This window comes from Rhodococcus sp. 15-725-2-2b (assembly GCF_002259075.1).
In the GTDB taxonomy this organism is placed as follows: Bacteria; Actinomycetota; Actinomycetes; order Mycobacteriales; family Mycobacteriaceae; genus Rhodococcoides.
Genome location: NZ_NPFL01000004.1, coordinates 560,655 through 574,688, shown reverse-complemented (window position 1 = coordinate 574,688; position 14,034 = coordinate 560,655). Strand labels below are relative to the sequence as shown.

Sequence of the window (14,034 nt, the reverse complement as noted above, 5' to 3'; positions counted from 1 at the left end):
AAGTCTGCCGCTGCGCTTCACCTTGGTCGCCGCGTTGTTGCTCCTGGTCGGTCTCGGCCTGTTGGCGTCGGGGATTGCAGTGACCTCCTCGCTCGAGACGTCGTTGATGCGTCGTCTCGATCAACAACTGATCGAGGCGTCCGTGGGCTGGGCCAGGCCGGGTAACGAACGCCCGCCCTTCCCGGTCGACGAGCCCAATCCAAGTCGCCCGCCGTCCAACTTCTACGTTCGTTTCGTCGCCGACGACGGTACCGTGCGCGGCCCGATCAACGATGTGACAGAGGATGTTCCGGATCTGTCGGGCACGCCGTCGGCGGCCCCGAAAACCGTCGGTTCCGAGGGCGACCCGTCGAAGCAGTGGCGGGTGATCACGGTGACCAACAACGAGGGCTCCACCACCGTCGGAATGTCGCTCAGCGCCAATCAGCAGACCGTCAGCAGACTCGTGGTACTCCAGTTCTACATCGGCGCAGCCGTGTTGCTGGCACTGGCCGTGATCGCCTACTTCGTGGTGCGGCGCAGCCTGCGACCGTTGCGTGAGGTGGAGACCACTGCCGCGGCCATCGCCGCCGGAGACCTCCACCGTCGAGTTCCCGAGTGGAGTGAGAAGACCGAGGTGGGCCGGTTGTCGGCGGCGCTGAACGGCATGCTCTCGCAGATTCAGCGTGCGTTCGCGGCCACTGCCGCCTCCGAGGAGGCCGCGCGCGCATCCGAGGATCGAATGCGCCGCTTCGTCGCCGATGCCAGCCACGAATTACGAACACCGCTGACGACCATTCGCGGGTTCGCCGAGCTGTACCGGCAGGGTGCGATGAGCGACATCTCGCTGCTGATGAATCGAATCGAGGGCGAGTCGGCGCGCATGGGCCTGCTCGTCGAAGACCTGTTGATGCTCGCGCGCCTCGACGCGCAACGGCCTCTGGACATGCGGCGCGTCGACCTGCTGACCGTCGCCGCCGATGCCGTGCACGACGCCAAGGCCGTCTCGCCCACGCGGGACATCTCCCTGAAAGTGTTGGCCGGGCCGGGAATACCCGAAGTCCGCGGCGACGACGCGCGGCTGCGTCAGGTGCTCGCGAACCTCGTCGGAAACGCCGTACGGCACACGCCGGAATCCGCGTCGATCACCGTGTGCGTCGGGACCACCCAGTCGTCGGTGCTGCTCGAAGTACAGGACACCGGACCCGGTCTGGGCAAGGAAGAGGCCGCACACGTCTTCGAGCGCTTCTATCGAGCCGACTCCTCGCGCACACGCGAGAGCGGGGGCAGCGGGCTCGGTCTGTCGATCGTGGCGGCCCTGGTCGCGGCGCACAGCGGAACTGTGACAGTGCAGAGCGCCCCGGGGCAGGGCGCGACCTTCCGAGTCGAATTACCCCGCGCCGACGGATGATTCGCGTGCCGTTGCGGCCTTCTTGCGGTCGGCCAGCTTCGTGTACGCGGCTGCGGCGAGTGGCGCGGCGACGAGCATCGACACCAACCGAATCACCTGAACGCACGCGACGAAGGTGACGTCCGATCCCGTCGTCGCGGACACGGCCAGCACGGCGGCCAATCCACCGGGCGTGGTCGCGAGGTAGCCGGTGAGCATGCTGACTCCGGTGATCGCAGACAGTGCCCAGCCGAACAATGCGCAGATCACCCCGATCGATACGACCAGCAGTGCAGCCCACGGGAAGATGCGACCGATCGCCCGCAGGCTGGAGACGGTGAAGGCGAGCCCCGCCTGCCATCCGATGACGATGAACGCCACCGGCAGCAGCACGGCGGGTACCGAGATGTCGACCGGCCAGCCGAGCAGTTCGCAGGTGCCGGCGACGATCAGTGGTCCGAGGGTGGCGGGCGCGGGCAGTCGGATGATCCGAGCGAGAACGATTCCGGCGATGACGGCAGCGATCAGAAAGGCGGTACCGATGTACCAGGGCGTCGTCAAACGCTCGGACGATGCTGTCCCACCACCGGTGTCGGTATGGAACGCGAACGTGACGATCAGCGGCATCGTGACCACCACGAGTGCGACGCGTAGGTACTGGACCACCGCGACGATGCGCTCGTCCCCGCCGAGTTCTCGGGCGATGGACACCAGACCCGTTGCGCCACCGGCAATCAGGGACAGCGCTCCGGTGACCGGGTCGACATCGCGATGCAGAGCCAGCAGCGCGCCGCAGCCTGCACTGACGACCAGTGTCCCCGCACCGACGAGAACTGCGGGAATCCAGTTCTCGCCCAACGCACCCAGTGTGTCGGTGTCGAGCATCAACCCGATCGTCACCGCCAGTGTGCCCTGCGCCGCCATCGATGCCGGACGGGGGACGGCAGCCGGACCGAGGCCGGTGAGTGCGAAGACAACGGCGACGACAAGTGCGGCGAACAGCGACGGTGCTGTCAGACCCAGAGTCGCGAAAAGGGCCCAGCCCCCGACGGATACGGCCGCGAGGCCGATCCATCGGAGGCTGTACCCGAGTACTCGTTTCATCGGTGTGGGAGCACTCATGCTCCGGACTTGACCAGCAGAACCGGGACCGGGATCTCGAGGAGCAGACGCTGAATGGTCTGTCCCATCAGGAACTTTCCGACCGCCGAGCGGTGCCGCGAACCCACCACCAGGATCTCCGACTTCTGCTCCTCCACCAGGGTCAGCAGTGTGTTGACGGCGTCGGGGTCGGGCCGACCCACTGCCACGGTCCAGGAGACCGCGTCGGCGTGGTCGATGTCGGTCAGAGCGGTCTCCACCGACGTGGACACGGCCTGCGTCTCGGCGGCCTCGGCGGACGGTTCGGCCGATCCGGAGAGTGCGTGCAGGACGACCAGGTCCGTCTCGCGGATGCGTGCTTCTCGAACGGCTGCCGCCAGTGCTGCGCGGCCCTCGGGTGAATTGTTGTGCAGTACGCCAACAGTCATGACGGTTTCTCCTACGCGAGATGGGGTGGGGGATCAGCCGAACGGGATCTGGCCGAGGACGATGCCGACGGCAAGCATCGCGAGGGAGACGACCACCGCTCGCCACAGCACCTTCTTGTGGTGATCGGCCAGTGACACTCCGGCGAGGGTGACCAGCAGCAGGATGGCCGGAACCAGCGGGCTCTGCAGGTGGACGGGCTGACCGGTGATCGACGCACGGGCCATCTCGACCGGGTCGATGCCGTACTTGCCTGCGGTCTCGGTCAGCACCGGCAGGATGCCGAAGTAGAAGGCGTCGTTGGTCATGAAGAACGTCAGCGGGATGCTCAGGATGCCGGTGATGACGGCCAGGTACGGGCCCATGCCGGACGGGATGACGTTGAGCAGCCACTCCGCCATGGCCTCGACCATGCCGGTGCCCTGGAAGACGCCGGTCAGAATTGCCGCGGCGAGCACCATGGCTACCACCGAGACGATGGACGACGAGTGCCGTGCGATCGCGTCGCCCTGCTCCTTGACCTTGGGGAAGTTGACCGTCAGGGCAATGGAGGCAGCGATCATGAACAGCACCGGGATGGGCAGGATGTCCATGACGAGGATGACGAGGAGGATGACCGTCAGAGCAGCGTTGAACCACAGCAGCTTCGGGCGCAGGGTGTCGCGGTTGGGGTCGAGACCGTCGAAGAACTGACCCGATTCGCCGTCGTCCGATCCGCCGGTGCCTGCACCGCCGGTTGCCTTGCCACCCTTGCGGATACTGCCGCCGCCACCGGAGGCCACCAACTCGGGCTCGTAGATCAGCTTGCCGATGCGTCGGCGCTCCATGATGCCCAGGTGAACGGCGAAGAGCAGCACGATGATCAGGCCGACGATCATGGAAGGAACCATCGGAACGAACACGTCGGACGGGGAGATGCCGAGAGCGGAAGCAGCGCGAACCGTCGGGCCGCCCCACGGAATGATGTTCATCGTGCCGTTGGCGAGACCGGCGACGACCGTCAGAATGACCGGGCTGACATCGAGTTTGAGATACAGCGGCAACAGGGCGGACGTGACGATGATGAACGTGGTGGAGCCGTCACCGTCGAGCGAGACGACCATGGCCAGAATGGCCGTTCCGACAACGAGTTTCATCGGATCGTTGCGCACCAGGCGCAGAATGCCGCGCACCAGTGGGTCGAACAGTCCGACGTCGATCATGATGCCGAAGAAGATGATGGCGAAGAACAGCAGGGCCGCGGTGGGGGCCAGCGACTTGATGCCGTCGGTGATCATGTCACCGATGCCGAGCCCTGCGCCGGCCAGCAGACCGAAGATGACGGGTACGAGGGTGAGTGCGACGACGGGCGTGGCTCTCTTGGTCAGGATCAAGAACATGAAGGCGGCTACCATGAGGAAGCCGAGTATCACCAACATCGTGCACTCCTTCTCGAATGTGTGAGGTGGGTCCGGTTGGACTGCGTGTGTGACTGAAGTTACGTAACCGGCATCACATGGTCGCCGTTGTGCGCACTACCCGCGCAAGCAACGTAAAGAGCCTTTTGCGCATTGTGCTCGAGCCCGCCCGACGCATAGCCTGAACGAGTGCGATTGAGGACCCAGGTGCTGTTGTTGCAGGCAGCGCTGGTGGCGGTGGCCCTGGCTGTGGCGTTCGGGGTGTTCGCGATCAGCAGCGGCAGGCAGGCGAGCGAGGAGTACGGCGAGCGCGCGCTCGCGGTCGCCCGGACGGTGGCGTCGGACCCGGAGGTGCGCTCGCTCGTCGAGCAGTTCTCGGCAGTCGACACCGCAGGCACCGACGCCGCGCCCGCGGGAGTGCTGGCGGGCGGGGCCTTGCAGCGCGCGGCCGAGGGCGCCCGCACCCGCACCGACGCCCTGTTCGTCGTCATCACCGACGATCGCGGTCTTCGCTTGGCGCACCCCGATCCGACGGTGTTGGGCCAGCGGGTGAGTACCGATCCATCCGGTGCGCTGGCGGGCAACGAGGTGGTCGAGCAGGAGCGCGGCACCCTCGGCGACTCCGTACGCGCGAAAGTGCCTGTGCTGGCGCTCGGTTCGACCGACGTGGTGGTCGGCGAAGTGAGCGTGGGCATATCGACCACGGCCGTGCGTACCGAGCTGGTGAAGGATCTGGTCAACGGCGGGTTGGTGACCGGTGCCGTGCTGTTGCTCGGGCTGGCCGGCTCGACCCTGTTGGCGCGCAGGTGGAAACGACTGACGCTGGGGCTCGAGCCGGAGGAGCTCGCCGAATTGGTGCGTGAACAGGAGGCCGTGCTGCACGGCATCGGCGAGGGCGTGGTCGCCATCGATCCGAACGGCGTCGTCACGGTCGTCAACGACGAAGCGCGCGCGTTGCTCTCGATCGACGGTAAGCCGGGGATGCGGATCGAGGACGTCGGTCTGACTCCGAGACTGCTCGAGGTCATCGAATCTCCGACGGCCGAACCCGTACTCGCGGCGGTGAACGAGGTCGTGGTCGTCGCAGCCGCTCGAAAAGTGCTGCGTGACAATCGAAATCTGGGTACGGTGCTGACCGTGCGTGACCGAACGGACGTCGAGACGCTGACGCGTCAACTCGACGCGGTGCAGTCGATGTCCGCCGTACTGCGCGCCCAGCGCCACGAGTTCGCGAACCGAATGCATCTGGTCAGCGGACTGCTGCACGAGGGCCACCCGGATCGTGCGTCGCAGTACATCGACGAAATACTCGGCGTGGGGCCGAGATCGGAAACCGTCGAGGGTATCGATGCGCTGTCCGACGCCTATCTGCGGTCGTTCCTGACCGCGAAAGCCGCGCACGCGCGTGAGAGCGGGGTGCGAATGGTGTTGGGCGAGAACACCTGGGTCGGGGGAGAGGTCGCCGTTCCCGTCGACGTGACGACTGTGCTGGGCAACCTCGTCGACAATGCGATCGATGCTGCCAGGCTGGGAGTCCGCAGGCCCGCCGAGGTGGAAGTGGAACTGGTGCAGGACGGTTCGACCCTGCACATCGTGGTCGTCGATTCCGGCGACGGTGTGGATCTGGAAGTCGATCAGGTGTTCGTGGAGGGAGTCTCGACCAAGTCGACGGCGGACTCTCCGGGCGGCCGAGGGGTGGGATTGGCGCTGAGTCGGCAGATCGCACGTACCCGCGGCGGCGACGTGACGCTGGCCGATGTCGGTGGGCAGATCACCGACGAGAACGAACGAGGAGGCGCAGTGTTCATCGCGTCGATCCCGGACGCACTACTGACCGACGAGGTGTCGCAATGAGAGTACTGGTGGTGGACGACGACTTCCGGGTCGCGGATCTACATGCGGCACTGGTGAATTCGCTGGCCGACTACGAGGTGGCCGCGGTGGCGACGAGCATCGCCCAGGCGCGGGAGTTGGCGTCGACGCAGGCGTTCGATCTGGCGCTGGTCGACGTCTATCTGCCCGACGGATCGGGAATCGACCTGGTACGCGAACTCGAGTGCGACGCCGTGGTGCTCTCCGCCGCGGCGGATCAGCAGACCGTTCGATCGGCGTTGGCCGCGGGTGCCTGGACGTATCTGATCAAACCGTTTCCGCGCTCGGCGTTGGTCGATCGCCTCACCGGATACCGGACGTACCGCGGCGCTCTCGACCGTTCGGACGAGCTGAGCCAGGCCGACATCGACAGCGGACTCGACGCGTTGCGTCCGCGCGCGGCGGCACCGCTGCCGTCCTCGCAGTCCGTCACCCGTGATCTGGTGCTCGACGCCGTGCGCGCGACCGCCGATCCGATGTCCGCGGGTGAAGTTGCTGCGGCCATCGGCATTTCACGTGCGACCGCGCAGCGTTACCTGGCCACCCTCGTGTCCAAGGGTCGACTGCGCATGCAGCTGCGCTATGGGTCGACCGGCAGGCCGGAGCAGGAGTACTCGCTACCGCCGGGAGCGTGAGACCGCCACGACCACGGCCCCGAGCACCGATATCGCAGCAGTCACCAAGGCTGCCGTGTTCCAGCCCGTCGTCAGCGCCGCCGCGGAATGCTCGCCCGATGGGACAGCCACCACCGCAACGACGGTGACTCCGATGGCGGAGCCGACGTAGCGCGCGGTGTTGTTGGCACCGCTGCCCATGCCGCCGCGGCCGGTGGGCACGCTGGCCACGGCCTCGCGTCCGAGAGCGGCGTTGAGTACCCCGCTGGCGACTCCTGCCACGAGCAGTCCCGGCAGCAGTCGCGGCCAGGATGCGTTCTCGGACAACCCCGTGAGCATCACCATGCCGATCGCGACGCCGACCAGACCGACGGCGAGTTGCGTCCGACCGCTCATCGATGCGGGCAGCCTGCGGGCGAGCAAGGCGGTGACCACGGACGTGGCCGACCACCCGAACAGCAGCAGGGCGGCACCGAGCGCATCGATTCCCAGAACGGTTCCGAGAAATCCCGGCATGTACGACATCAGGGCGATGATGCCGCCGCCGGTGGCCAGCGCGGCGACCGTGGCGGCCAGAAACGGTGGGTGCCGGAAGAGTGTCAGATCGAGCATCGCAGTGGCACCGCGCAATTCGAGGACCACGAACGCGGACAGTAGCAGGGCCGCGAGGACGAAGAGCACGATCGGAGTGACGGCGATCCAGCCCTGCCTGCCCTCGACGAGAGCGGCCAGCAACGCGGCGACGCCCGTGGCCAACAGCAGCGCACCGACCGGATCGAGGCCACGCGGGGCGTCGGACCTGGATTCTTCGACGAGCACATGCGCGGCGACGGCCAATGCGACCGTGGCGACCGCGAGAACCACGTAGGCCTCACGCCAACTCGCCCAGCGATCGAGTACGGCGGCGAGCAGCGGGCCGAGAGCGATGCCTGCACCCACGCTCGCGCCCCACACCCCGCTCGCCTTCGCACGCACCGGACCGGCCGGGTGAGTGTGCGCGATGATCCCCAGGCTCGACGCGATGACGGCCGCGCCGCCGAGACCCTGCAGGATGCGGGCGAGGACGAAGATCAGAGTGTCGGGAGAGACGGCGCAGACGATCGCACCGACGGCCAGCACCGCCGCACCGAGTGCGAAGGTGCGTCGACGGCCGAAGTCGTCGGCGACGGTACCGGTGGTGAGCAGGGCGGCAGCGAGGCCGATGCTCATCGAGCTGAGAATCCAGGTGCGTCCTGCTGCGTCGGACATCAGGTCCGCGGCGGTGCTGTTGATCGTGGCGAGTGGTGCGGTGAACGCCATCAGAGTCAGCAGGGTGCCCAGCGCTGCGATGGTGAGCGCGCGGGTGCTGTTGTCGGTGCTGACGGGCGAGGGTGCAGCGTCGGTCATCGTCGTCCTTTTGGTCTGGTGATCGAACTGTAAACGCCCAACTTGGTTCGGTCAACAGACTGTACTATCGCGTCATGGCACTCGGAATCGACTACGCCCGCCAGGACTGCTCGCTGGCCCGTGCCCTCGAACTCGTCGGCGAGCGATGGACGATGCTCATCGTGCGCGATTGCTTCTTCGGGGTCCGACGCTTCGGTGATTTCCAGGTCCACCTCGACATCTCCAAGGCGGTCCTCGCGCAACGACTCGGCGCACTGGTCGAGGCCGGGCTGCTCGAACGACGAGCCCGCGCCGTCGAGGGCGGACGCGACGACTACGTCCCGACCGTCGCCCTCGAACGACTGTGGCCCGCCGTGTTCGCCCTGAGCTACTGGGGTGAGGAACAGACGGCGAAACCCGCAGGGAAGCGTCGACGGTTCCTGCACGCGACCTGCGGAACCGACCTCGGACCGTTGGGGATCTGCCCCGAATGCGGACTCGCGCCCGGTCCGCACGACATCGACACCGATATCGGCCCGGGCTACGACCCCGACACCCGATCCGACGAGGTGTCCATGCACCTGCGGACGCGTCGACGCTTGCTCACGCCTCTGCGGTGAGCGAGGTGCGTCAGTCCGGGACGTGAGCCGCGTGCCCGAGTTCACGCAACGCCGCGCGCAGCTTGGTCGCTGCCTCGTCCTGCGACTCCGCCGACGGATTCGGGTCGGCACCGGAGATGTCGAAGTTGCCCATGTCGTATGCCGGAAACACGTGCAGATGCAGGTGCGGCACTTCGAGCCCGGCGATCAGCAGTCCGGCGCGGGGAGCGTCGAACGCGGTCCTGACCGCCTGGCCGATGATCTGGGCAACGGCAGTGATCTTCGCGAACGTGGCACCGTCGACGTCCTGCCACTGGTCGATCTCCTCGCGCGGAACCACCAGTGTGTGGCCCTGAGTGACCGGTGCGATCGTCAGAAACGCCACCACGTCGTCGTCCTGCCAGACGAAACGTCCCGGGATTTCGCCGGCGATGATCTTGCTGAAAATGGAAGCCATGGGAACAGGATGCCCTACCCGATTCGACCGGGGCCGTTCCACCGGTCGCGTCTCCCAGGTGATTGCCAGGTTCATCGCAGGGTGGGTCCAGCTCGGGGCCCGATTCTGGTCCACATGACAACGAATTCCCTCGCACGAGCAGGCCAGCGGCCCGGCTCGAACGCCACGGCCACTCTCGAGGTGGTCATCCCGGTATACAACGAAGAGGCGGATCTCGAACAGTGCATTCGTCGTCTACACGAGCATCTGGAAGACCGGATCCCGTTCCGGTCGCGCATCACGATCGCCGACAACGCCAGTACCGACGGCACCCTCGCGGTGGCACACCGGCTGGCCGACGAGATCGAGGGAGTTCGGGTTCATCACCTGGACGAGAAGGGCCGCGGACGGGCACTCAAAGCCGTCTGGCTCGCATCGGACGCCGATGTCGTGGCCTACATGGACGTCGATCTGTCGACCGACCTCAACGCTCTGATGCCGCTGATCGCGCCGTTGATGTCCGGTCACTCGGACCTCGCCATCGGATCACGACTCAACCGATCGTCCCGGGTGGTCCGCGGTGCGAAACGCGAATTCATCTCGCGCAGTTACAATCTCATTCTGCGCACATCGCTGCGCGCACGCTTCTCGGATGCGCAGTGCGGTTTCAAGGCCATGCGCACCGACGTCGCCCGACAGCTGTTGCCGCTCGTCGAGGACACCGGATGGTTCTTCGACACCGAATTGCTCGTCATCGCAGAGAAAGTCGGCCTGCGTATCCACGAGGTGCCCGTCGACTGGGTCGACGACCCGAACAGCAGCGTCAACATCGTCGACACCGCCGTCAAGGACCTGCAGGGATGCTGGCGCGTCGGCCGCGCCCTGGCCACCGGCGTACTGCCGGTCGCCGAACTGCGTCGAAGCCTGGGACGGGAGCCGCTCGTGCCCGGAGTGCCGCACGGAATGATCAGCCAGATGGTGCGATTCGGCATCATCGGTATCGCCAGCACCGTCGCGTACGCGCTGCTGTACCTGGTGCTGCACTCGTTGATCGGCGCGCAGGCCGCGAACTTCTTCGGACTACTGATCACCGCGGTACTCAACACTGCGGCCAATCGCGCCTTCACCTTCGGCGTCCGCGGATCGGACGGCGCAGGCAAGCATCAGCTGCAGGGACTGGCGATCTTCGGTTTCGCTCTGCTCGTCACCAGCGGATCGCTCGCGGTACTGCATGCCTGGGTGCCCGATGTGTCCCGGCACGTCGAACTCGCCGTCCTCATCGTCGCCAATCTCGTTGCCACGGTGTGCCGATTCGTCGCACTGCGGTGGGTCTTCCGTAGCTCCACGTCGTCCGATTCGCAGTCCGCCGGTTCGGAGAAGAATCTGTGACGACGACGATCGAACGCCCCGCCGCGGACGCCTCGGCCGCGCCCGTCACCTCCCCGCGATGGGAGTGGATCGGTCTGGTCGCGTTGCTGGTCGGCACCGGCGTCGCCTACATCTGGGGACTCGGTGCCTCGGGTTGGGCCAACTCCTTCTATTCCGCTGCGGTGCAGGCGGGTTCGGTGTCGTGGAAGGCATTCTTCTTCGGATCCTCCGACGCCGCCAACTCGATCACCGTCGACAAGCCCCCGATGTCGCTGTGGCTGATGTCGTTGTCGGTGCGCATCTTCGGCCTCAACACCTGGGCGATGCTGGTGCCGCAGGCGCTCCTCGGAGTCGCCTCGGTGGCCCTGCTGCGCGCCACCGTCAAGCGTCGCTTCGGTGGCGCGGCCGGTCTGCTCGCAGGCCTGGTGCTGGCCGTGACTCCGGTCGCCGCACTGATGTTCCGGTTCAACAATCCCGACGCGCTGCTCGTGCTGCTGATGATCGCATCGGTGTGGGCACTGCTGCGCGGCGTCGAGACCGGAAAGACCAAGTGGCTGTTGATCACCGGCATGTTCGTCGGATTCGGCTTCCTCACCAAGCAGCTCCAGGTGATGCTCGTCGTACCGCCGCTGGCGTTGACCTACCTGATCGCCGGACCGCCGAAGTTTCTCACCCGGCTGATGCAGTTGTTCGGTGCACTCGGCGCGATGATCGTCTCGGCCGGATGGTGGATTCTGATCGTGGAATTCTGGCCGGCGTCGTCGCGGCCGTGGGTCGGCGGTTCGCAGAACAATTCGATCCTCGAACTCACGCTCGGCTACAACGGATTCGGTCGGCTCAGCGGTGACGAAACCGGAAGTGTCACCCCCGGCCGCGGCGGTATGGGCGGGGGTATGGGTGCCGACATGGCCGGGGGAATGCCCGGGGGCATGCCCGGTGGTATCTGGGGAGAGACCGGCATCCTCCGCATGTTCGACGCCTCGCAGGGCGGCCAGATCGCCTGGCTTCTCCCGGCCGCGTTGATCCTGTTCGTGGTCGGACTCGTGTTGCGCGGCAGGGCACCTCGAACCGACGGGCAGCGTGCGTCGCTGATCGTGTGGGGATCGTGGTTGCTCGTGACGGGGCTGACGTTCAGTTTCATGGCCGGAATCTTCCACGCGTACTACACCGTTGCTCTCGCACCTGCCGTCGCCGCACTGATCGGCATCGGCAGCGTGGTGCTGTGGCGTCGACGCGATACGTACTGGGTACGCATCGCGATGGCCGCCGCCGTGGCGTCCACCGTGGCGATGGCGTGGGTGTTGTTGCGCCGCAGTGAGAGTTTCGTGCCGTGGTTGAAGTGGGCGATTCTCGTCGTCGGAGTTGTTGCCGTCGTGACGCTGCTCGTACCCGCGCTGACCCGGGGCAGGCTGGCGGCGGCGTCGATCCTGGCGGTGATGTTCGCCGGACTCGCCGGGCCGACGGCCTACGCGGTCGACACGATCGGTACTTCGCACACCGGCGCCATCGTCTCGGCCGGCCCGAACACCGGTATGCGCGGGTTCGGCGGTATGGGCGAGGGCCGTCGCGGTCAGGGCGGTATGCCGGGCGGAATGCAGTTGCCGGCAGGCGTCCAGCTACCGGCCGGGATGCAGCCACCGGCGGGATTCCCGGGACAGGCCGGTGCTCCCGGCCAGATGCCGGGTGGTGCCGAGATGGGCGGCATGGGCGGCGCAATGGGCGGTCTTCTCGAGGGCAGCAAGCCGACCACCGCGATCACCGAGATGCTCGAGCAGGACGCCGACTCCTACACCTGGGTGGCAGCGGCCATCGGAGCCAACACGGCGGCCGGCTATCAATTGGCCACCGAGGAGCCCGTCATGCCCGTCGGCGGGTTCAACGGCACCGACCCGTCCCCGACTCTCGCCGAGTTCCAGCAGTACGTCGCCGAGGGACAGATCCACTACTTCATCGGCGGCGGAGGGATGCCGGGAATGGAGTCGGGTACCTCGGCGGAGATCTCCGCCTGGGTCACCGAGAACTTCACCGCGACCACGGTCGACAACGTGACGTTCTACGACCTCACGCAGTGACACCGAACCACCACGAAAGAGCCCCGCACCATGACAGGTGCGGGGCGCTTTCGCGTCGAGCAGATAGTCTGATGCACTGTGCGCGTACTAGTCATTGGTTCCGGTGCTCGTGAGCACGCCCTTCTACTTGCGTTGAAGGCCGATCCGTCGGTCGAGAAGCTGTTCGTGGCTCCCGGCAACGCAGGCACCGCGAAGCTCGCCGAGCAGCACGTGGTCGACGTCGCTTCCGGTGAGGCGGTGACCGCGCTGGCGAAGAAACTCGACGCCGACCTGGTCGTCATCGGACCGGAGGTGCCCCTGGTCCTCGGTGTGGCCGACGCACTCCGCGAGGCAGGCATCGCCGCATTCGGACCGTCCGCCGACGCCGCTCGCATCGAGGGATCCAAGGCCTTCGCCAAGGACGTGATGGCAGCAGCAGGTGTCCGCACCGCGCACAGCGAAATCGTCGACTCACCCGCCCTGCTCGACGCAGCCCTCGACCGCTTCGGCCCCAACTGGGTGGTCAAGGACGACGGCCTGGCTGCAGGCAAGGGAGTTGTCGTCACCACCGACCGCCTCGTCGCGCGCGATCACGCTGCCGAACTGCTCGAGAACGGCCACCCGGTGTTGCTCGAATCGTTCCTCGACGGACCCGAGGTGTCCCTGTTCTGCCTCGTCGACGGCGAGACCGTGGTGCCTCTGCTGCCCGCGCAGGACCACAAACGCGTCGGCGACGGCGACACCGGGCCCAACACCGGCGGCATGGGCGCATACACCCCGCTGCCGTGGTTGCCCGAGGGCGCAGTCGAGGAGATCGTCCGTGACGTCGTGAAACCCGTTGCCGCCGAGATGGTGCAGCGTGGCGTGCCGTTCTCCGGTCTGCTGTACGCCGGTCTGGCGATGGGTGCCGACGGCCCGGCGGTCGTCGAATTCAACTGCCGCTTCGGTGATCCCGAGACCCAGGCGGTGCTGGCGCTGCTCGATTCCCCTCTCGGTGAGGTGCTGAACGCGACGGCGACCGGCACGCTTGCCTCACTGCCGCCGTTGCGCTGGAAGGACGGTGCGGCCGTCACCGTCGTCATCGCCGCCGAGAACTACCCCGGTCGACCGCGCACCGGTGACGAGATCCTCGGCTCCGACGGGGAAGGCGTGCTGCACGCAGGCACCGCGGTGAAGGACGGCGCAGTCGTCTCCGCGGGCGGACGCGTGCTGAGCGTGGTCGGCACCGGATTCGACCTCACCGCCGCCCGCGACGACGCATACTCCCGTATCGCGGGAATCCGATTGCCGGGCAGTCACTTCCGCACCGACATCGGCCTGGCTGCGGTGGAGGGTCGCATCTCGCTGTAGGTGCGCCGCGTCGGCCGGGTTCGTCGAAGCCGGTCGTCGGGGGCAAACGCGCGCGCATTTGTCGGATGCGAGCGAAATCGCCTCCG

Annotated in this window: 12 protein-coding genes; 7 read left to right on the top strand and 5 right to left on the bottom strand. The window is 66.7% G+C overall.

The window, feature by feature from the left end; genetic code table 11:
- Positions 1–4: 4 nt before the first annotated feature.
- Positions 5–1,390, top strand: coding sequence for a sensor histidine kinase (locus CH306_RS04435; protein ID WP_052049787.1), 1,386 nt, complete (start codon positions 5–7; stop codon positions 1,388–1,390).
- Here the strand turns inward: CH306_RS04435 and CH306_RS04430 are convergent.
- The 3 genes from CH306_RS04430 to CH306_RS04420 are packed head-to-tail and all read right to left on the bottom strand — an operon-like array spanning position 1,370 to position 4,314.
- Positions 1,370–2,491 carry an AbrB family transcriptional regulator gene (locus tag CH306_RS04430; RefSeq protein WP_094645754.1) on the bottom strand — a complete coding sequence of 374 codons (1,122 nt, stop codon included), beginning with the start codon at positions 2,489–2,491 and terminating at the stop codon, positions 1,370–1,372. The genes CH306_RS04435 and CH306_RS04430 overlap by 21 nt on opposite strands.
- Positions 2,488–2,898 (bottom strand): universal stress protein, encoded by a 411-nt coding sequence (locus CH306_RS04425; RefSeq protein WP_032395960.1) that lies wholly within the window; start codon positions 2,896–2,898, stop codon positions 2,488–2,490. The genes CH306_RS04430 and CH306_RS04425 overlap by 4 nt, the downstream gene beginning before the upstream one ends.
- A gap of 33 nt (positions 2,899–2,931) precedes the next feature.
- A complete protein-coding gene (locus CH306_RS04420; protein WP_094645753.1) occupies positions 2,932–4,314 on the bottom strand; it encodes a CitMHS family transporter in 1,383 nt (460 codons plus the stop codon).
- 168 nt (positions 4,315–4,482) lie between these two features.
- Here CH306_RS04420 and CH306_RS04415 point away from each other — a divergent pair, with 168 nt between their 5' ends.
- Both CH306_RS04415 and CH306_RS04410 read left to right on the top strand, forming a co-directional pair.
- Entirely contained in the window at positions 4,483–6,147 is a 1,665-nt protein-coding gene (locus CH306_RS04415; RefSeq protein ID WP_094645752.1) for a sensor histidine kinase, read from the top strand.
- Positions 6,144–6,800, top strand: a complete 657-nt coding sequence (locus CH306_RS04410) for a response regulator (protein WP_094645751.1) — start codon at positions 6,144–6,146, stop codon at positions 6,798–6,800. The genes CH306_RS04415 and CH306_RS04410 overlap by 4 nt, the downstream gene beginning before the upstream one ends.
- Here the strand turns inward: CH306_RS04410 and CH306_RS04405 are convergent.
- The gene (locus tag CH306_RS04405) at positions 6,783–8,165 is read right to left on the bottom strand and encodes an MFS transporter (RefSeq protein ID WP_094645750.1); all 1,383 of its coding nucleotides are present in this window, start codon (positions 8,163–8,165) and stop codon (positions 6,783–6,785) included. The two genes, CH306_RS04410 and CH306_RS04405, sit on opposite strands and share 18 nt — an antisense overlap.
- A 74-nt stretch (positions 8,166–8,239) precedes the next feature.
- Here CH306_RS04405 and CH306_RS04400 point away from each other — a divergent pair, with 74 nt between their 5' ends.
- Entirely contained in the window at positions 8,240–8,764 is a 525-nt protein-coding gene (locus tag CH306_RS04400) for a winged helix-turn-helix transcriptional regulator (protein WP_094645749.1), read from the top strand.
- A 10-nt stretch (positions 8,765–8,774) separates the two neighbouring features.
- On the opposite strand, the gene CH306_RS04395 is transcribed toward CH306_RS04400, so the two are convergent.
- Entirely contained in the window at positions 8,775–9,200 is a 426-nt protein-coding gene (locus tag CH306_RS04395) for an HIT family protein (RefSeq protein ID WP_094645748.1), read from the bottom strand.
- A gap of 114 nt (positions 9,201–9,314) precedes the next feature.
- Between CH306_RS04395 and CH306_RS04390 the strand changes: the two genes are divergently transcribed.
- The 3 genes from CH306_RS04390 to purD all read left to right on the top strand — a co-directional run bounded on the left by CH306_RS04390 (position 9,315) and on the right by purD (position 13,948).
- On the top strand, positions 9,315–10,568 hold the full coding sequence (locus CH306_RS04390; protein WP_032395953.1) for a bifunctional glycosyltransferase family 2/GtrA family protein: 1,254 nt from the start codon (positions 9,315–9,317) through the stop codon (positions 10,566–10,568).
- Positions 10,565–12,619: an ArnT family glycosyltransferase gene (locus tag CH306_RS04385; RefSeq protein WP_094645747.1), complete on the top strand. Its 2,055-nt coding sequence runs from the start codon at positions 10,565–10,567 to the stop codon at positions 12,617–12,619. The genes CH306_RS04390 and CH306_RS04385 overlap by 4 nt, the downstream gene beginning before the upstream one ends.
- Positions 12,620–12,697: 78 nt before the next feature.
- Positions 12,698–13,948: a phosphoribosylamine--glycine ligase gene (purD, locus tag CH306_RS04380; protein ID WP_094645746.1), complete on the top strand. Its 1,251-nt coding sequence runs from the start codon at positions 12,698–12,700 to the stop codon at positions 13,946–13,948.
- Positions 13,949–14,034: the final 86 nt, after the last annotated feature.